Here is a 17,718-nt window from a genome sequence, read left to right as displayed (position 1 = left end):
CAAAGCCCTCTGCCACTTCAGTGGCAGAGGGCTTTGTCTCTGGGGGTGCGCCCCGTAAGCCGAACTTACCGAGACTGCTGAGCCGGAACTCCACGAGAGATCGGCTCGTCCTGCTCCGGCGAGCCCGCGGCAGCGACTGCGGCGCCCGTGAGCGTCGCCAGCATCTCGCGAACGTTCGTCAGCTGAGCGTTGATCGAGTCGCGGCGGTTCGTCAGAGCCGCAAGCTCCCGCTCGGATTCCGAACGGATCCGGTCCGCCTTGGCGTTCGCGTCGGCCACGATGTCCTCGGCCTGGCGCTGAGCCGTCTCGACCGTCTGGCGGGCACGGCGCTCCGCGTCCGTACGCAGCTTCTCCGCCTCCAGGCGCAGCTGCTCCGCGCGGTGCTCGATCTCCGCGAGGCGCTTCTCGGCCTTGGCCTGACGCGAGGCCAGGTCGCGCTCGGACTGCTCGCGGCGCTTGGCGAGGTTCGTCTCGAAGTCGGCGGCGGCCTGCGCGGCCTTGGCGCGGGTCTCCTCGAAGAGGGCGTCCGCCTCCTCGCGCTTGGACGCCGCGTCCTTCTGGGCGTCGGCACGCAGCTGCGAGGCGTCGCTCTTGGCCTTCTCGACGATCCGGACGCCCTCGTCCTCCGCCTTGGCCTTGCGGTCGGCGGAGAACGCCTCGGCGTCGTTGCGCACCTGCTGGGCGGCGGACTCGGCGAGCTCGCGGTGCTGCTCGGCCGCGCGACGGGCCTCCTCGCGCAGATCCTTCGCCTCCTCCTCGGCGAGGCGGAGGATCTTCTCGACGCGCGCGCCGAGACCCGCGTACGACGGCTCGGCGTCGTTCACCTGGGCCTGGGCGTTCTGCGTCTCGAGGTGGAGTTCCTCGATGCGCTTTTCCAGGGCGGTGATACGGGCCAGAGCGCTGTCACGGTCGGAGACGAGCTTCGAGATGCGTTCGTCCACCTGAGCGCGGTCGTACCCACGCCGCACAAGCTCGAAGCCGTAGGGGGAAGTGTCGCTCATGGGGTTCCTGTCGAATGAGACCGGTGAGGTGATAGGTGGAATCCTAGGGGTCAAGGCGGCGCGTCATCGAGCAGAAGACAGACTTGGTATGGAGAATGACGCCCTTTTTGTTGGCTAACGGCCGGAGCGCTTCCAGGACACGGCACCGAGGGCCCTCGCGTGAGTACGAAACCGGCCGTTTTGGCTAGCTTTCCGAGGACTTGCCACCCGAACGGGTCGCACCGGCCGCCGCGCCCGCCTTGACGCCCGTGTCCTTGCCGCTCGCCGGGGCCTCGAAGGACTCCAACGCCTCGAGGACGTCCTGGACACGGGAGATCTCGGCGTTGATGTCCTCGCGGCGGCGGACCAGCACCTCGAGCTCGCGCTTGCCCTCCTCGACCATGCGCTTCGCATCGCGCTCGGCGTCGGAGCGGATCTGCTCGGCCTCGGCGATGAGCGCGGACTTCTTCTGCTCGGCCTCCTTGAGGAGCCCCTCGGCCTTGCGTACGGCGGCGATACGGACCTTGCCCGCCTCGGAGTTGGCCTCCGAGACCAGGTCCTTGGCCTTCGCCTCCGCCTCCTTCAGCTGGTCCTCGGCGGCCTTCACCAGCGCGTCGCACCGCTCGCCGGCCGACCTCATCGCCTCGGCGGACTCACGGCGGGCCCGCTCGTGCAGCTCCTCGATCTCGCCGGTGATCCGGTCGCGCAGCTCCTCCGCGCGCTGCCGGATCGCCGTGGCGTCCCGGCGGGCGCCGACCAGCAGCTCGTCCGCGTCCGTACGGGCCCGCTCCACATACGAGTTGCCCTCGACGGTCGCCTCGGAGACCAGCCGCTCCGCTTCGTTGCGGGCCGCGCCCACCATCGTGTCGGCCTGTGTCTCGGCGTCCGCCGTCGTCTTCTGCGCGGACCGCCGGGCCTCGGAGGTCAGCTTCTCCGCCTCGGCCGACGACTCCCGGATGAGCTTGTCGGCCTGCTCGGCCGCCTCGGAACGCCGCTTGTTGGCCTCCTTGCGGGCCTCGTCCAGCGTGCGGTCGGCCTCGTCGCGGGCCTGAGCCGTGACCCGCTCCGCCTCCGCCTCCGCCTCGGCCCTGAACCGCTGCGCCTCGCTGCGCATCCGCTCGGCGTGCTGCCGCGCGGAGCCGACCGTCTCGGCGGCCTCGGCGCGCAGTCGCTCGGCGTCGCCCGTCGCGTCCGAGATCAGCTTCTCGGCCTTCGCCACGGATTCGGCGCGTACTCGCTCCGCCTCCGTGTTCGTCTCCGAGCTGAGCCGCTCCGCCTCGGAGGTCGCCTCGTTGATGAGGTTGTCCGCCTGCGTCGCCGCGTCCGAGCGGAGCCGGTTCGCGTCCTCCCGGGCCTCCGAGCGGAGCCGGTCGGACTCGCTGATCGCCTCCGAAACCGTGCGCTCCGCAAGGGACTTGGCGGCCTCCGCCTCCTCCCGCGCCTCGCGCCTGAGTCGGTTGCCGTCCTCGGCGGCCCGCTCCCGCTCCGCGTAGGCGTCGGCGCGGACCCGGTCCGCCTCCTCCTGCGCCTCCGTGCGCGTACGCTCCGCCACGTGCTCGGCGGCGCTGCGCAGGCCCGCGATCTCGTCCTGCGCCTGCTCGTGCAGCCCGGCCACGGAGTCCCGTACCTGCTGCGCGGTCTGCTCGGCGGCCGACACCATCTCCGTGGCGCGCCGGTCGGCGTCCTCGAGCAGCCGCAGGGCCTCGGCCTGGGCCTCCTCCACGCGGTTGCGCGCCGAGGCCAGCAGCTCCTCGCTCTGCACGCGGGCCCGCTCCCGCTCCTGGTCGGCCTCCTCGCGCGCGGTCCCGAGGTACTGGTCGGCCTCGCGGCGACGCCGGGCGGCCTCCTCCTGGGCGGCGGCCAGCGTCTCGGCGCCCTCGGCCGCCAGTCGCTCGGCGGCGGTCTGCGCCTCCGCCCGGACCCGGTCGGCCGAGTCCTGAGCCTCCGACTTCATCCGCTCGGCCTCGGTGGCGGCCTCCGAACGCAGTCGTACGGCGATGGCCTCGCCCTCGGCCCGCGAGGCGGAGGCATCGGAGGCGGCCTCGTTGCGCAGCCGCTCGGCCTCGGCCTCGGCCTGTGCCTGGAGCGTACGAATCCGCTCGGCGGACACCGCGCGCAGCCGGTCCGCCTCCTCGACGGCCTCGCGGCGGATCCGCTCCGCCTCCGCGCGGGCGTCGCTCAGGGCCTCCTCGGCGGCGGCCAGACGCTCCTCGGCCTCCGTGTGCAGCCGGGTCAGCTCCTCGGCGGCCTCGGTCTGCCGGGCGGCGACGGCGCGCTCGGTCTCCTCGCGCAGTTCCAGCGCGGCCCGCTCGGCCTCCTCCTTGATGGTCTCGGACAGCTCGACGGCCTCCGCGCGATTGCGCTCGGCCTCGTCGCGGGTGCGTTGCAGGGTGTCCTCGGCCTGGCGGCGCAGCGCGGTGGCGCGCTCGATGGCCTCGGTACGCAGCCGCTGGCTCTCCGTCGTCGCGTTCGAGCGCAGCTCGTCCGCGTCGGCCTTCGCCTTGGAGAGCAGTTCCTCGGCGGTCCTGGCCGCCTCCTCGATCTGCTGGACGGCCTCACGCCGTGCCTCGGCGCGGATCCGCTCACCCTCGCCGACCGCGTCGGCCCGCAGGGCCTCGGCCTCGCCGCGCAGCCGGCGCGCCTCCTCCTGCAGCTCGACCGTCTTGGCGCGGTACTCCTTGGTGTCGTCCTTCGCCGCGCCCTTGAGCTCCTCGGCGATGTCGTGCGCCTCGGCCCGCAGCCGGTCCGCCTCGGCCTCCGCCTCGCGGCGGATCCGCTCGGCCTCCTCGGCCGCCGCCTTGGTGGTCTGCTTGGCATCCTCCGACGCCTTGTTCAGGACGTCCTCGGCCGTACGCGCGGCTGACGACAGCTGCGAGGCGGTCTCCTCCGCGGTGGCGCTACGGGCCGTCTCGGCGGCCTCCGCGAGGATCTTCTCCGCCTCCAGGCGGGCGTCGGCGACGACCTGCTCGGCATCCGCCTTGGTGGTCTCCGCCTCCTTGGTGGCCTCGCTGACCAGCCGGGCGACCTGCTCCTTGGCCGTACGCGTGCGCTGCTCGTTCGCGGACTCGGCGCCGGCCAGGGCCTTGGCCGCGGCCTCCTTCGCCTCCGCGAGGACCTTGTCGGCCTCGGCCTGCGCCTCGCGCAGCTTCGACTCGGCCTCCGCCATCCGCTGCTCGGCGGCCCGGCTCAGCTCGGTGGCCTGACGGCGGGCCGACTCCGACTCGGTCGTCGTGGAGCTGCGCAGCTGCTCGGCGTGGTCGGTGGCCTCCTGCGCCTGGTTGGACGCGGCGTTCAGCAGGCGCTCGGCGTCCGTACGGGCCCGGCGCAGCAGCGCCTCGGTCTCCGCGCGGGCGGCCTCGGCATCGGCCTCCAGACGCTGCCGGGCCTCGGCGGCGACCCGCTCGGCCTCCGCGCGGGCGGCGGCCAGGGCCTGCTCGGCCTCGGCGCGGGACTCGTCCAGGAGCCGGCGGGCCTGCTGCTCACTGCGGGCGCGCAGCTGCTCGGCCCAGGCGACGTTCTCGTTGACGTGCGTCTCGACGGTCTGGCGGCGCTCGGCCAGTTCCTGGTCGAGCTTCTGGCGCCGGGCCACCGCCTCGGAGTGCAGCTCCGCCTGGAGGCGGGCGGCCTGCTCGGCGTGCTCCTGGAGGATCCGCTGGGTCTGCGCGCGGGCCTGGCTCAGCTCCCGCTCCGCGTCCATGCGCAGCTGGTCGGCCTGGATCTGCGCGTTACGCAGCATCTGCTCGGCCTGGTAGCCGATGTCGGCGCTGTCGAAGGCAGGGCGGGACGCGAGATTGCGCCGCGCCTCGTGCAGCTTGGCGCGCAGCACCTCGACCTGATAGCCGAGGTCCTCGGCGTGCTGGACGGCCTTCTCCCGCTCGGTCTTCAGCCGCTCCATCTCGGCCTCGAACCGAGAGAGGTGGTCGACGTCAGCCGCCGGCTCTCGCTCCTGGCGTTCGTAGCCCCGCACTGCGCGGTCCCATCCGTCCCCTGGTCGCAAGTCTCTCCAAACGAGCACCGTCCATCCGCCGAACGGGGCCCCCGGGGAATGGTGTCAGATCAACGGCGGAGCATGGGCTGCTGCCCCGACGCTCGCCCCCGAAACCCGGACCCCGGCTACGGCCGCCCTCCCGGAGCGACGACCGCCCCCAACCCTACCGGGCCCGATCGACCCGGGGGCCTGGCCAACCGGCTTTTCCGGCTGGGGGGTCCGGGGTCCGAGGCACAGTGGCCGACGGAAAGTCCCCAGACCATGCAGTACGGACGTCAGTGCCCGGTCGACTCAACGCCCGCCGCATCAGTGGACCCGGCGGGCGCGGAGGTGACCAGCTCCGTCAGTACGCCATGGCAGTCCTTGGGGTGCAGGAAGGTGATGCACGACCCCATCGACCCCCTGCGCGGCTCCTCATACAGCACGCGTACGCCCTTGTCCTTGATGTCGGCCGCCTCCGCGTCGACGTCCGCCGTGCCGAAGGCGATGTGATGCACGCCCTCACCGTTCTTGGCCAGCCACTTCGCGACGGTGGAGTCCTCGCGGGTCGGCTCCAGGAGCTGGAGGTAGGAGGCGCCGCCGTCGGAGGTCTCGTTGATCTTGAGCATGGCCTCGCGTACGCCCTGCTCTTCGTTGACCTCGGAGTGGAAGACCTCGAAGCCGTACGTGGCACGGTAGAACTCGACGGTCTTGTCCAGGTCGAAACAGGCGATCCCGATGTGGTCGATTCGCGTCAGCATGCTGTTAGTGCAGCGCGCCGCACGCGGTTACGCAACGTGCGCGCGATCACACGCCCTGCCGGATGACGGGTCGGCTACCGCTCAGTACATTTTAGTAAACCCTCGTTCACTCCTCAGCTGTGCAAGCTGGAAGGGGATCGCTCCTCATGACTGGAACGAACAGCACCACCTCCGTGATCGTCGCGGGTGCCCGCACCCCGATGGGACGGCTGCTCGGCTCCCTGAAGTCCTTCTCGGGAGCCGACCTCGGTGGATTCGCGATCAAGGCCGCCCTGGACCGTGCGGGGATCAGTGGCGACCAGGTGCAGTACGTGATCATGGGCCAGGTTCTGCAGGCCGGGGCGGGGCAGATCCCGGCGCGCCAGGCCGCGGTCAAGGCCGGCATTCCGATGAACGTCCCGGCGCTCACCGTCAACAAGGTCTGCCTCTCGGGCCTGGACGCGATCGCGCTCGCGGACCAGCTGATCCGGGCGGGTGAGTTCGACGTGATCGTGGCCGGCGGCCAGGAGTCCATGACGAACGCGCCGCATCTGCTGCCGAAGTCCCGCGAGGGCTTCAAGTACGGCGCGATCGAGATGCTCGACGCGATGGCGTACGACGGTCTGACGGACGCCTTCGAGAACATCGCCATGGGCGAGTCGACCGAAAAGCACAACACCCGCCTGGGCATCGCCCGTCCGAAGCAGGACGAGATCGCCGCCCTCTCGCACCAGCGGGCCGCCGCCGCCCAGAAGAACGGCGTCTTCGACGCCGAGATCACCCCCGTCGAGATTCCGCAGCGCAAGGGCGACCCCGTCGTCTTCAGCAAGGACGAGGGCATCCGCGGCGAGACGACCGCCGAGTCGCTGGGCAAGCTGCGCCCTGCGTTCACCAAGGACGGGACGATCACGGCCGGTTCGGCCTCGCAGATCTCCGACGGTGCGGCGGCCGTCGTGGTCATGAGCAAGGCCAAGGCGCAGGAGCTGGGCCTCGAGTGGCTCGCGGAGATCGGCGCCCACGGGAACGTGGCCGGTCCCGACAACTCCCTCCAGTCCCAGCCCTCGAACGCCATCCAGCACGCCCTCAAGAAGGAGGGCCTGGAGGTCTCGGCCCTCGACCTCATCGAGATCAACGAAGCCTTCGCGGCCGTGGCGGTCCAGTCAATGAAGGACCTCGGGGTGTCCACGGAAAAGGTGAATGTCAACGGCGGCGCGATCGCCCTGGGCCACCCGATCGGAATGTCCGGCGCCCGTCTCGTACTCCACCTCGCCCTGGAACTGAAGCGGCGTGGCGGCGGCGTGGGCGCGGCGGCGCTGTGCGGCGGTGGTGGCCAGGGTGACGCGCTGATCGTGCGGGTACCCAAGGGCTGAAGCCTTTCCTGTCCCTAACTCAGATCGGAGCTGTGATGCAGGACGTCCCCACGCTGGTGGCCCAGGCCAGGGAAGGCCGGCCGCGGGCCGTGGCCCGGCTGATCTCCCTGGTGGAAGGGGCGTCCGAGCAGCTCCGCGAGGTCATGGCGGCGCTGGCACCGCTCGCCGGAAACGCGTATGTCGTCGGGATCACGGGTTCGCCGGGCGTGGGCAAGTCCACGTCCACGTCCGCGCTCGTGACCGCGTACCGGCGGCAGGGCAAGCGGGTCGGCGTCCTCGCCGTCGACCCGTCCTCGCCGTTCTCCGGCGGCGCGCTGCTCGGCGACCGCGTACGGATGTCGGAGCACGCCTCCGACTCCGGCGTCTACATCCGCTCCATGGCAACCCGCGGCCACCTCGGCGGACTCGCCTGGGCGGCGCCCCAGGCCATCCGCGTACTGGACGCGGCGGGCTGCGACGTGATCCTGGTCGAGACGGTGGGCGTGGGCCAGTCGGAGGTCGAGATCGCCTCGCAGGCGGACACGTCGGTCGTGCTCCTCGCCCCCGGGATGGGCGACGGAATCCAGGCGGCGAAGGCCGGCATCCTGGAGATCGGTGACGTATACGTCGTCAACAAGGCCGACCGCGACGGCGCGGACGCCACGGCCCGCGAACTGAACCACATGCTCGGCCTGGGCGAGTCCCGCGCCCCGGGCGACTGGCGCCCCCCGATCGTCAAGACGGTGGCCGCCCGAGGCGAGGGCATCGACGAGGTCGTAGAGGCCCTGGAAAAGCACCGGGCCTGGATGGAAGAGCGAGGCGTCCTCACCGAACGCCGCCTGGCCCGAGCCACCCACGAGGTCGAAACGATCGCGGTCACCACCCTGCGCGAACGCATCGGCGACCTCCACGGGGACCGGCGCCTGAGCGCGCTCGCGGAACGGATAGTGGCGGGTGAGCTCGACCCGTACCGGGCGGCGGACGAGCTGGTGGCGGGGCTTACGGAGGGCTGAGGGGGCAGCGGGGGCGAAACAAACCCCCGCGCGCCCCGAGCGCTCAGCCGTCCGAGCCGTCGTCGTCCGCGTCATCGTCGGCGGAGCCCTGGTCGGAGGACTTGTCCGCCGTGACCTGGGCCGTCTTGAGGTCAACGTTCCACTCGCGCTCCGTACCGCCCGTGGCGCGCGTCTCCGCGTCCCAGGTCTGGGACGGGCCGTCCTCGTCCAGGCCGACGGACGTGACCGTGCCCTTCGCGGCGGCGGCCTTCGCAGCCTCCTCCGCGGAGACCGACGTGCCCTTCAGGGCCGCGCGCACCTGCGCGGTGTCGTCCTCGTGCTCGACGTGCGAGCCGAGGACCTTGCCGGTGTCCGGGTCGATCTGGATGCTGTGCCAGGTGCTGTTCTTGGCGAGGACGTCGACGTCCCAGACCGCCGGGCCGCCGTCGTCCTCGTCGTCCAGGTCGGCCGAGACCGCCGTACCAGTCGTGTGCTTCAGCGCCGCCCTGATCACGTCGGCGGCGTTCTCGGCCTTGTCCCCGGCATCCTCGTCCGTGGCGCGGGCGGCCTGGTCCTCGGCCCTGTCCTGGGCCGTGTCGTCGGTGTTGTCGACGTCGTCGCGGTTGTTGTCGTCGTTCGACACCGCCGCGGTCTTCTTTGCCACCGTCTCGTCGTCACCCGTGACCACGATGGCGGTCGCGGTGCCGCCGCCGATCAGGGCGACGGCCGCGATGGTGGCGATGACGACGTTGCGCTGCATGGGATTCCTCCGGAATGCGACTGGTTGCAACCAGTAACAGATGTTGTTGACGGTTGCAGTTGGCTTGTCTGCCTCGTCTGCTTTCGACGGGAACCAATCTGGCCGATCGACGCTGAAGCAAACCTGAAACCACCTGAAAGCCGCTTCAGGTTCACCCTGCGAAGCTGGACCACATGCACCCGCCCGTCTCCCACCACCGCCCTACTCGAGGCTCCCCCAGAGCTGAACGCCTGGGGGGACCCCCATCGCGCCGCCCCTTTCGATTCTTGATCGTGGAAGACGAAAAGCGGCTCGCCCTGTCGCTCGCCAAGGGACTGACGGCCGAGGGCTTCGCCGTGGACGTCGTCCATGACGGCCGGGAGGGACTGCACCAGGTCGGCGAGGGCTCGTACGACCTCGTCATTCTCGACATCATGCTGCCCGGCATGAACGGGTATCGGGTATGCGCCGCCCTGCGCGCAGCCGGTCACGACGTGCCGATCCTCATGCTCACCGCCAAGGACGGCGAGTACGACGAGGCCGAGGGCCTCGACACGGGCGCCGACGACTACCTCACCAAGCCGTTCTCGTACGTCGTCCTGGTGGCCCGCGTGAAGGCGCTGCTCCGGCGGCGCGGGTCCGCGGGCGCGTCCCCCGTGCACGTGCTCGGCGAGCTCAAGGTCGACACCGCTGCCCAGCAAGTCTTCCGAGGCGAGGACGAAATCAGCCTCACCGCCAAGGAGTTCGCGGTCCTGGAGCAGCTCGTGGTGCGCGCCGGCGAAGTCGTCTCCAAGGCCCAGATCCTGGAGCACGTCTGGGACTTCGCCTACGAGGGCGACCCCAACATCGTCGAGGTGTACATCAGCACCCTGCGCCGCAAGCTCGGCGCCTCGCTGATCCGGACCGTACGCGGCGCCGGTTACCGCCTGGAGGCGAGATGAGGCGCGTCCTGGGATCCGTACGGGCCAGGGCCACGCTCGCGGCGACCGTCGTGGTCGCCATCGCTCTGGTCGCGGCGGGGGCGGCCGTACTGCTGTCCCTGCGCTCCAACCTCATCGACCAGACGGACGCGCAGGCGGACAGCGCGGCACGGCAGGTCGCCTCGGAGCTCGCCGCCGACATCCCGTACGCGAAGGTGGAGATGCCGGACGCGGACGAGGAGCGGCCGGTGCAGATCGTCGAGGAGGGCGGCCGGCTGGTCGCCGTCAGCGAGGACCTGGAGCAGGTCACCGGTACGGGAGTCGAGGCCGTACGGCCGCAGGGCGGTTCCGGCGCGGGCCAGGACACGGACGCGGACGGGGACGACGGCCAGGCCGATGACGACGACGACCATGATCCCGAGGTCGGGGAGATCTCCGAGGGCGTTTCGAAAGGGTCGGGCCGCGCCACCGTGGACGGGGACACCGAGGACTACCGGTTCGTCGCGGTCGAGGCGACGACGCCCAAGGACGTCACGTACACCGTGTACGCGGGAGCCCCGCTGGACGCCGAAGAGAGCGCCGTCGACACGGCGTTGACGACCATGCTGATCGGGCTGCCGGTGCTGCTGCTGACCGTGAGCGGAGTGACCTATCTCGTCACCCGGCGGGCCCTGCGTCCGGTCGAGGGCATCCGCAGCGAGATGGACGCCATCACCCACTCCGAGGACCTCGCGCGGCGCGTCCCCGTACCGGACACGCACGACGAGGTCGCCCGCCTCGCACGTACGACCAATGAGACGCTCGCCGCACTCGAGGCCTCCGTGGAGCGCCAGCGCAGGTTCGTCGCGGACGCCTCGCACGAGCTGCGCAGCCCCATCGCGTCGCTGCGCACCCAGCTCGAAGTGGGCGTTGCGCACCCGGAGTTGCTCGATGTGGAGGGGGCCGTCGAGGACACCGTACGGCTGCAGCGACTGGCCGCCGACCTGCTGCTGCTCGCTCGCCTTGACGCGGGGGAGCGGCCCTCGGACGCGCGGTTCGACGCGGCGGCGTTCGTGCGCGAGGAGGTGTCCCAGCGGGGCGGTGACCGGATCGCCGTGACCGTCGACGCCGAGCCCGTCGAAGTGGCCGGCTCCCGCGGGCAGTTGGCGCGGGTCCTGGGCAACCTGCTGGACAACGCGCAGCGGCACACGAACTCGTCCGTCACGGTGACCGTGCGGCGCGAAGGCGGGCAGGCGGTGCTGGCGGTCGCCGACGACGGCAAGGGCGTGCCCGCCACCGAACGCGAGCGGGTCTTCGAGCGCTTCGTACGCCTCGACGAGGCCCGCGCCCGTGACGACGGCGGAGCCGGACTCGGCCTCGCCATCGCCCGCGACGTCGCCGTACGGCACGGCGGATCACTCACCGTCCACGAGGCGCCAGCAGGCGGAGCTCTTTTCGAACTCCGCCTGCCATTGAGCTAAGGGGCTTTTGAGGTCACGGGCGTCCCCGCTGTCCTCGCAGATGCCCCGCGATCGGCATCAGGGACTTGTGGAGCGCTTCCAGTGCCTCCGGCGGGATGAGGTCTATGAAGTGTCGCCGCACAGACGCCACATGATGTGGCGCGACCTTCTTCATCGTGTCCATGCCGTGGTCCGTGAGCACGGCGTACAGCCCACGGCGGTCGGACTCGCAGTTCTCCCGTCGGACCAGGTCCGCGTTCTCCATGCGCGTGATCTGGTGCGAGAGGCGGCTCTTGGACTGGAGGGTGGCGGACGCGAGATCGCTCATTCGCATCCGGTGGCTCTCCGATTCCGAGAGGTTCACCAGGATCTCGTAGTCGTTCATTGTCAGGCCGAACGGCTGGAGGTCCCTTTCGAGCTGGTACGTCAACAGCCTGTTGACCTCCAGGTGGGTGCGCCAGGCGCACTGCTCCGCATCGGTCAGCCAGGGCGTGGCCGTTTCGGTCTCCATGAATGGATTCTACCTAAGATGTTGAAAGGCGAACTGGTGAGGGTTTTGTTGTTGTGACAGGTGCGCACGCGTTCGATGTCACACTCCGCAGACTACCGCTCACAGCCCGAAGCGACGCTGGAGATCTCCCAGCTGTCCGGGAAGGCGCGGTGATCCGGACTGTGGTCCACGGCCACCGGGTACCCCGCCACCACCGGGCACGCCCGGCTCGTGCGGAGTCGCTCCCGTGGCCTGCTCGGCCATCAGCGTCTCGCTGGACTGCAACAGCACCGTCCCGGCGCCCACGAACTCGAACTGATGCTCCTCTCCGGAGGCCCCGCCCACGCCCGTAAGCGCACGTAGACCGCCCATCAGGCCCGTCATGTACCCGTGGTCGTAGTGGTGACACGGCGAGGGGCAGTCGGCCCAGCCGACCAGGGCCTGCGGATCGACCCGGATCGGCGGCTCCATGAACACCACCGGACCGTTCGAGGCGGCCACGAACTTGCCCGTCCCGATGAGCGTCAGAAAGCCCGGCACGATCGACTGCTTGAGCGCGAGACTTGGCTGAAAAGCAAGGAGGTTGCCTGAGCGAATGGTCAGGTTGCCCTCGTCCAGATCGTACGAATTCACGTCGAAGGCCCGGTCGGCGAGCAGCATCTTGCCCGAGCCGGAGGCCACCACCCAGTCGCTCGCGTGCAACGGCGAATGGAACGACGTACGCACCAGACGGTCGAGGCGGCCGTGTCCGATGCCGTTGAACTCCATCGAGCCGTAGTAGGCGATCATCTTGCCCTTCTGCAGGAACCACTCGCTTCCCTTGAGCTCCACGCAGAAGGTGTAGTTGTTGACGTTGTCGTCCGACGGCAGGGTCATCGGGTCGTGGATCACGGGGCCCGTACCCGGGTAGGCGGTCACAGCTTCTCCTCCGAGGCCTGCACGAACACCGCGCCGTTGCCGCTCAGCTCCAGCTGGAACGCCTCGCCCGAGCCGCGGCCCACCATGTCGCGCCAGCCGAGCGCGGTGGACAGCTTGTTGCGTACGTCGCCGTGATGCGCCACGTACGCCTGCGGGTCGACGTGAACGGGGCGCTGCGGAGTGATCGGCACCTCGATGATCCCGCCGTGCGCCATGACGGCCACCGCGCCGTGGCCCCTGAGGGTCGTCGTGAACAGCCCCTGACCGGTGACCTGCCCGCGCACCATGCCCATGCCCCCGCCCTGCGAGCCCATGAACATCGTGCCCTGCTCCAGCGTCCCGTCGAAGGCCAGCAGCCGGTCCGCCTCCACATACAAGGTGTCGCCTGTGAGGTTGATCACCTCGATGTGGTGGCCGCCGTGCCCGAACAGGACCGTGCCGGAGCCCTCCACGGTCATCAGCGGCGTCGCCTCGTTCGCGACCCGGCGGCCGATCATCGACATGACCCCGCCCTGGCCGCCCTGCATGTTCGGGGTGAAGGAGACCTCGCCCCTGTACGCGAGCATCGCGCCGCGCTGGCTGAACAGCCGCTGCCCCGGCGCGATCGTGGCCTCGATCATCTTCGAGTTGACCTCCCGAAAGGGCATCAGACCTCCCCTCCGATCGTGTTCCGCTCACTGGGCTGTACGTACACGAGCCCGTCGCCCTCGAAGCGGATCTGGAAGGCCTCGCCACCGCCCTCACCCATGAACGTGCGGAACGTCACACCCGACTGGAACGACTGCCGCAGATTGCCCTGGTGCGCGACGTACGCCCCCGGGTCGACCGTCAGCGGGTACTGCGAACTGACCCGCAGCACCACCGCCGGCCCGTCCGACATGATCGCCGCCTGGCCGTGGCCCTCGATGGTCGTCGTGAACAGGCCGTTGCCCTGCGAGGCGCCACGCATCCCCGTGAACTCCGTGCCTGTGCGCAGCCCCGCGTCCGTGGCGAGCAGATTGCTCGACTCGACGTACAGCTTGTCCCCCTGCAACCGCACGAGATTGATCTCGCTGGCCCGGTCCGCGAACCAGCAGGTCCCGTGCCCCTTCACCTCCATCAGCGTCATCTGCTCGCCGGTGAGGCGCCGGGTCACCATCCCCCGTATCCCCTCCCCGCCGCCGCTCATCTTCTTGAAGTCCATCTGCCCGTCGTACGCCACCATCGAGCCGTTCTTCGCCTTCACGGCGTCGCCGGTCATGTCGACGGCCAGCACCTTGCTGCCCTGGAGTCGGAACATCGCCACGGTGTGAAGGTAGCCCTCGGGCGCGGCCGGTGACAGATCCTCCGGGATGATCCGACCCTGAGCGCACCCTGATCGCACCGCTGGCGGACGTGTGCGGGTTCCATGGTCGAAAACCTGAACGCGGTTCGGCACCCCGCGCCGGTTCGTACCGGCGCCGGATGCCACAATGGGGGCCGCTTGTGCGTACGTTCACAAAGCGTTGCCCCTCAAACCACCTCTCCCACCGAAGGTGACTCGTGGACATCAAGACCGCCTCCGCCCTCCGCCGCCTCCGTCTGGTCTCCGCCCCCGAGGCGATCTCGTTCCTGCTGCTGCTCGTCTGCTCGGTGCTGAAGCGGACCACGGACTTCAACGCGGTGCCCGTGATGGGCGCGGTCCACGGTGTCCTCTTCATCCTGTACGTGCTCTTCTGGGCCGACGCCTGGAACCGCACCAAGTGGGACCTGAAGACCTCGGCCCTCTACTTCATCCTCTCCGTCCTCCCGGCCGGCGGCTTCTTCGCCGAGCGCAAGCTCAAGCGCGAGGCGGAGGACGCGGTGATCGCGGCGCGCGCCCGCAAGGAAGGGACCGTCAGCGCATGATCGTCGCCTTCTCCGTGACGCCGCTGGGCGTCGGCGAGGACGTGGGCGAGTACGTGGCCGACGCGGTCCGTGTCGTGCGTGAGTCGGGGTTGCCGAACCGTACCGACGCGATGTTCACGTCCGTCGAGGGCGAGTGGGATGAGGTCATGGACGTCGTCAGGCGCGCCGTCGCGGTGGTCGAGGAGCGCGTACCGCGCGTCTCCCTCGTCCTCAAGGCGGACATCCGCCCCGGCGTGACGGACGGCCTGACGTCGAAGGTGGAAACGGTGGAGCGGCACCTTTCCTGACTCGGGCGTCCCCGGGGGCTTCGCCCCTGGACGCCCCTCGGGGCTCCGCCCCGGACCCCGGTTTCAGGGGCCGGCCCTCCGGACCCCCGGCCGGCTTCAGCCGCCCGACGCCAGGGCCATGCCCAGCGGCGTCCGCTCGTACAGCACCTGGTGCCCGTACCGGCGCGAGACGAGCAGGCCCGCGTCCCGCAGCGCCGACAGGTGTGCGGAGACGGAGGAGGGCGCGAGGCCGAGGCGGTGGGCGAGGGCTGTCGTGGTGGCGGGTTCGTCGAGCGCGGTCAGCACCGTGGCCCGGCCGCGGCCGAGGAGGCGTACGAGGGCGTCGGGGGTACGGTCGGTCGGCTCGGCCCACAGGCCGCCGATGCCGCGCGCCGGATAGACCAGCGTCGGCTGCCACGGCGGGTCGAAGCCGCTCACCACGTCCGGCCAGGAGAAGACACTCGGCATCAACACCAGCCCCTGGCCGCCGAGTTCGCGTACGTGCTCGCCCTTCCACTCCACCGTCAACGTCCCCGCGTCCCAGGTGAACCGCCGGTCCAGCTCGGGCAGCAGCCCGCCGAGGCCCACTTCGGCGAGGCGGCGCGAATGGAAGGTGACGTCGGCTTCCAGCAGGGCGCGCAGCCGGGGCCAGTCCGGCTCGACGAGGGTGTGCCAGGCCGCCTCCAGCAGGTCGGCCAGCCGCTGGATCATACGGACGGGATCCCTCAACAGGGCGCGCCCGAGCGGGGATTGGGCGGCTCCCGGTGTGTCCGCGAGCGCCCGCGCCGTGTCCTCGCGGGCCGCCCGCGGTTCGGCGGCGCGGACCGCCGCGATCTCCTCCTCGAACGGGGCCGCCGGGCCGATCGGCGGCGGCCCGAGCCAGTCGGGGGTGTGCCCGCGCCGGGGCATCAGCAGCCACAGCGGCGCGAGGTCGAGCCCGACGGCAGCCGTACGGATGCGGCGCAGCCAGCGCGCGTGGTAGCCGTGCCGCTCGGGCCGGTTGAGCGTGCGTACCGCTTCCTGCGTCTCCCACAGCGGGGACACCGCGAAGCGGCACCGCAGAAGGTCGTCCTCGCCGAAGTGCAGACGGAACGGCATCCCACCCCTCCCCAAAGATTCGGCTGGTGCCGAAACTCTACGGCGGCCGGCATGGGCGCGTGCACGCTGCTGCCCATGCCGGAAGAGCTGCAAGGCGTGCAAGAGAAGGGCACAACGACGCTGCCTGTACCACCTGACACCACCGGTTACGGAGCCGTCTTCGCCGTACGCGAGTTCCGTGCCGTCTTCGCCGCCCACGCCCTCTCCCTACTCGGCGTCGTCGTCAGCGAGATCGCGCTGACCGTGCTCGTGTACGGGCTGACGGGGTCGCCGCTGCTCAGCGCGCTGGCCTTCGCGCTGGGGTTCCTGCCGTATCTCGTGGGCGGGACGCTCCTGGCCGGGGTCGCGGACCGGTTTCCCGCGCGGCGGGTGCTCGTGGGGTGCGATCTGGTGTGTGCCGGGTGCGCGGCACTGATGGCGCTGCCGTCGACGCCGGTGGCCGCGCTGCTCGCCCTGCGGTGTGTCATCGCGGCCGTATCGCCGGTGTTCAACGGGACGCGGATGGCCACGCTGACCGAGATCCTCGGGGACGGCGACCTGTTCGTGCTCGGGCGCTCGCTGTTGCGGATGGTGTCGCAGAGCGCCGTACTCGTGGGCTTCGGACTCGGCGGAGTCCTGCTCACCTTCGTGTCGCCGCGCGGGGCGCTCGCCATCACGCTGGGCACCTTCCTGGCTTCGGCGCTCCTCCTGCGCTTCGGGACCCGGCGCAGGCCCGCGCGCGCCGGAGGCGGATCGCTCGTGCGGTACTCGCTCGCCGGCACCCGCGAAGTCCTCGGCGACCGCCGCATCCGGGCGCTGCTGATGCTCCTGTGGGCGCCGCCGATGTTCGTCGTCGCACCCGAGGCGCTGGCCGCCGCGTACGCGGACGAGATCGGGGTCGGCGCGGCCTGGGTCGGTCTGCTGATGTGCGCGATGCCGGTCGGCACGATCGCGGGGGAGCTGTACGCCGGCACCGCCCTGTCGCCCGCGGCCCGCTCCCGGATCGTGCTGCCCCTCGCCGCCGGCGGGCTGCTGCCGCTCCTCGTCTATCCGCTCCACCCGGGCCTCGGCTGGATCCTGCTCGCGCTGCTCCTCGCCGGGTCGGCGGGCGCGTACACCCTCGGTCTCGACCGCTGGTTCGTGGACGCCGTTCCCGAGGAACTGCGCGGGCGGGCCATGACCGTGCACACGGCCGGTCTTATGACGATCCAGGGCGTGGGGATGGCGCTGGCCGGGGTCGCGGCCGAGTTCTGGTCGGTCAGCACGGTCGTGGGCTCAGTCGGGGTGTTCGGGACCGTCTGCTGCGTACTCCTGGTGCTGGAGGTGCGGCGTACGGGACGTACGGCAGAAGTCGGGGACCGAAGCGCGAGACGGGGCTGACCACGATATGACCGGCCGGTAGGGTCTTTGCCGTGCCGAAGCCGCTCAGTCTTCCTTTCGATCCCATCGCCCGCGCCGACGAACTCTGGAAGCAGCGCTGGGGGTCCGTGCCGTCCATGGCCGCGATCACCTCGATCATGCGCGCGCACCAGATCCTGCTGGCCGAGGTCGACGCGGTCGTCAAGCCGTACGGCCTGACGTTCGCGCGCTACGAGGCGCTGGTGCTGCTCAACTTCTCCAAAGCCGGCGAACTGCCGATGTCCAAGATCGGCGAGCGGCTGATGGTGCACCCGACGTCGGTGACGAACACCGTCGACCGGCTGGTCAGGTCGGGCCTGGTGGACAAGCGGCCCAATCCCAACGACGGGCGGGGCACGCTCGCCTCCATCACCGACAAGGGCCGCGAGGTCGTGGAGGCGGCCACCCGCGACCTGATGGCGATGGACTTCGGGCTCGGGGTGTACGACGCGGAGGAGTGCGCGGAGATCTTCGCGATGCTGCGGCCCCTGCGCATCGCCGCGCAGGACTTCGCGGAGGAGTAGAACCGGGGCGTACGGGGCCCGGGGGCGCCCGAAGATCGCACGAAACCCCCGGT

17 protein-coding genes are annotated in these 17,718 nt (G+C 70.7%); 8 read left to right on the top strand and 9 right to left on the bottom strand.

All coding sequences use genetic code 11. From position 1 onward, the window contains the following. Positions 1-65 precede the first annotated feature (65 nt). From ACYVO6_RS04360 to mce, 3 genes are all read right to left on the bottom strand, one after another. Positions 66-1,001, bottom strand: coding sequence for a cellulose-binding protein (locus ACYVO6_RS04360; RefSeq protein WP_461057391.1), 936 nt, complete (start codon positions 999-1,001; stop codon positions 66-68). 184 nt (positions 1,002-1,185) lie between these two features. Beyond that, entirely contained in the window at positions 1,186-4,947 is a 3,762-nt protein-coding gene (scy, locus tag ACYVO6_RS04355) for a polarized growth protein Scy (protein ID WP_461057389.1), read from the bottom strand. A gap of 296 nt (positions 4,948-5,243) precedes the next feature. Continuing rightward, positions 5,244-5,708: a methylmalonyl-CoA epimerase gene (gene mce, locus ACYVO6_RS04350; protein ID WP_461057387.1), complete on the bottom strand. Its 465-nt coding sequence runs from the start codon at positions 5,706-5,708 to the stop codon at positions 5,244-5,246. Between the two features lie 146 nt (positions 5,709-5,854). Between mce and ACYVO6_RS04345 the strand changes: the two genes are divergently transcribed. After that, positions 5,855-7,057, top strand: coding sequence for an acetyl-CoA C-acetyltransferase (locus tag ACYVO6_RS04345; protein ID WP_461057386.1), 1,203 nt, complete (start codon positions 5,855-5,857; stop codon positions 7,055-7,057). Positions 7,058-7,092: 35 nt separating this feature from the next. Next, on the top strand, positions 7,093-8,049 hold the full coding sequence (meaB, locus tag ACYVO6_RS04340; RefSeq protein WP_461057384.1) for a methylmalonyl Co-A mutase-associated GTPase MeaB: 957 nt from the start codon (positions 7,093-7,095) through the stop codon (positions 8,047-8,049). A 43-nt stretch (positions 8,050-8,092) separates the two neighbouring features. On the opposite strand, the gene ACYVO6_RS04335 is transcribed toward meaB, so the two are convergent. Then, positions 8,093-8,788, bottom strand: coding sequence for a PepSY domain-containing protein (locus ACYVO6_RS04335; RefSeq protein WP_461057382.1), 696 nt, complete (start codon positions 8,786-8,788; stop codon positions 8,093-8,095). Between the two features lie 272 nt (positions 8,789-9,060). Between ACYVO6_RS04335 and ACYVO6_RS04330 the strand changes: the two genes are divergently transcribed. Continuing rightward, positions 9,061-9,708, top strand: coding sequence for a response regulator transcription factor (locus ACYVO6_RS04330; RefSeq protein WP_461057380.1), 648 nt, complete (start codon positions 9,061-9,063; stop codon positions 9,706-9,708). Then, positions 9,705-11,147, top strand: a complete 1,443-nt coding sequence (locus tag ACYVO6_RS04325; protein ID WP_461057378.1) for a sensor histidine kinase — start codon at positions 9,705-9,707, stop codon at positions 11,145-11,147. Before ACYVO6_RS04330 ends, ACYVO6_RS04325 begins: the two co-directional genes overlap by 4 nt. 13 nt (positions 11,148-11,160) lie before the next feature. On the opposite strand, the gene ACYVO6_RS04320 is transcribed toward ACYVO6_RS04325, so the two are convergent. The 4 genes from ACYVO6_RS04320 to ACYVO6_RS04305 all read right to left on the bottom strand — a co-directional run bounded on the left by ACYVO6_RS04320 (position 11,161) and on the right by ACYVO6_RS04305 (position 13,813). Further along, positions 11,161-11,637 carry a MarR family winged helix-turn-helix transcriptional regulator gene (locus tag ACYVO6_RS04320; RefSeq protein WP_461057376.1) on the bottom strand — a complete coding sequence of 159 codons (477 nt, stop codon included), beginning with the start codon at positions 11,635-11,637 and terminating at the stop codon, positions 11,161-11,163. Positions 11,638-11,736: 99 nt separating this feature from the next. Beyond that, positions 11,737-12,534 (bottom strand): AIM24 family protein, encoded by a 798-nt coding sequence (locus ACYVO6_RS04315; RefSeq protein WP_461057375.1) that lies wholly within the window; start codon positions 12,532-12,534, stop codon positions 11,737-11,739. Beyond that, complete coding sequence (locus ACYVO6_RS04310) at positions 12,531-13,181, bottom strand: AIM24 family protein (protein ID WP_461057372.1); 651 nt, start codon at positions 13,179-13,181, stop codon at positions 12,531-12,533. The genes ACYVO6_RS04315 and ACYVO6_RS04310 overlap by 4 nt, the downstream gene beginning before the upstream one ends. Further along, positions 13,181-13,813 carry an AIM24 family protein gene (locus tag ACYVO6_RS04305; protein ID WP_461057496.1) on the bottom strand — a complete coding sequence of 211 codons (633 nt, stop codon included), beginning with the start codon at positions 13,811-13,813 and terminating at the stop codon, positions 13,181-13,183. The genes ACYVO6_RS04310 and ACYVO6_RS04305 overlap by 1 nt, the downstream gene beginning before the upstream one ends. A 242-nt stretch (positions 13,814-14,055) precedes the next feature. Between ACYVO6_RS04305 and ACYVO6_RS04300 the strand changes: the two genes are divergently transcribed. Together ACYVO6_RS04300 and ACYVO6_RS04295 are read left to right on the top strand one after the other, a co-directional pair. Next, positions 14,056-14,400, top strand: coding sequence for a DUF3817 domain-containing protein (locus ACYVO6_RS04300; RefSeq protein ID WP_461057370.1), 345 nt, complete (start codon positions 14,056-14,058; stop codon positions 14,398-14,400). Further along, the gene (locus tag ACYVO6_RS04295; protein WP_461057368.1) at positions 14,397-14,687 is read left to right on the top strand and encodes an MTH1187 family thiamine-binding protein; all 291 of its coding nucleotides are present in this window, start codon (positions 14,397-14,399) and stop codon (positions 14,685-14,687) included. The genes ACYVO6_RS04300 and ACYVO6_RS04295 overlap by 4 nt, the downstream gene beginning before the upstream one ends. 96 nt (positions 14,688-14,783) lie before the next feature. Here the strand turns inward: ACYVO6_RS04295 and ACYVO6_RS04290 are convergent, their stop codons facing one another. Then, entirely contained in the window at positions 14,784-15,764 is a 981-nt protein-coding gene (locus tag ACYVO6_RS04290) for an ArsR/SmtB family transcription factor (protein ID WP_461057366.1), read from the bottom strand. A gap of 51 nt (positions 15,765-15,815) precedes the next feature. On the opposite strand from ACYVO6_RS04290, the gene ACYVO6_RS04285 reads away from it, so the two are divergent. After that, a complete protein-coding gene (locus ACYVO6_RS04285; RefSeq protein WP_461057364.1) occupies positions 15,816-17,123 on the top strand; it encodes an MFS transporter in 1,308 nt (435 codons plus the stop codon). Between the two features lie 32 nt (positions 17,124-17,155). Then, complete coding sequence (locus ACYVO6_RS04280; protein WP_461057362.1) at positions 17,156-17,665, top strand: MarR family winged helix-turn-helix transcriptional regulator; 510 nt, start codon at positions 17,156-17,158, stop codon at positions 17,663-17,665. Positions 17,666-17,718 lie beyond the last annotated feature (53 nt).

It is taken from the genome of Streptomyces pseudoechinosporeus (genome assembly GCF_054783935.1).
The sequence above is the reverse complement of the archived record's forward strand: the minus strand, read 5'-3'. Positions and strand labels throughout refer to the sequence as shown.

Excerpts from the sequence above, each read along its gene's own strand:
- ACYVO6_RS04360 (WP_461057391.1), bottom strand. The coding sequence starts at position 1,001 with ATGAGCGACACTTCCCCCTACGGCTTCGAGCTTGTGCGGCGTGGGTAC.
- mce (WP_461057387.1), bottom strand. The coding sequence starts at position 5,708 with ATGCTGACGCGAATCGACCACATCGGGATCGCCTGTTTCGACCTGGAC.
- ACYVO6_RS04345 (WP_461057386.1), top strand. The coding sequence starts at position 5,855 with ATGACTGGAACGAACAGCACCACCTCCGTGATCGTCGCGGGTGCCCGC.
- meaB (WP_461057384.1), top strand. The coding sequence starts at position 7,093 with ATGCAGGACGTCCCCACGCTGGTGGCCCAGGCCAGGGAAGGCCGGCCG.
- ACYVO6_RS04335 (WP_461057382.1), bottom strand. The coding sequence starts at position 8,788 with ATGCAGCGCAACGTCGTCATCGCCACCATCGCGGCCGTCGCCCTGATC.
- ACYVO6_RS04325 (WP_461057378.1), top strand. The coding sequence starts at position 9,705 with ATGAGGCGCGTCCTGGGATCCGTACGGGCCAGGGCCACGCTCGCGGCG.
- ACYVO6_RS04320 (WP_461057376.1), bottom strand. The coding sequence starts at position 11,637 with ATGGAGACCGAAACGGCCACGCCCTGGCTGACCGATGCGGAGCAGTGC.
- ACYVO6_RS04310 (WP_461057372.1), bottom strand. The coding sequence starts at position 13,181 with ATGCCCTTTCGGGAGGTCAACTCGAAGATGATCGAGGCCACGATCGCG.
- ACYVO6_RS04305 (WP_461057496.1), bottom strand. The coding sequence starts at position 13,813 with ATGTTCCGACTCCAGGGCAGCAAGGTGCTGGCCGTCGACATGACCGGC.
- ACYVO6_RS04295 (WP_461057368.1), top strand. The coding sequence starts at position 14,397 with ATGATCGTCGCCTTCTCCGTGACGCCGCTGGGCGTCGGCGAGGACGTG.
- ACYVO6_RS04290 (WP_461057366.1), bottom strand. The coding sequence starts at position 15,764 with ATGCCGTTCCGTCTGCACTTCGGCGAGGACGACCTTCTGCGGTGCCGC.
- ACYVO6_RS04285 (WP_461057364.1), top strand. The coding sequence starts at position 15,816 with ATGGGCGCGTGCACGCTGCTGCCCATGCCGGAAGAGCTGCAAGGCGTG.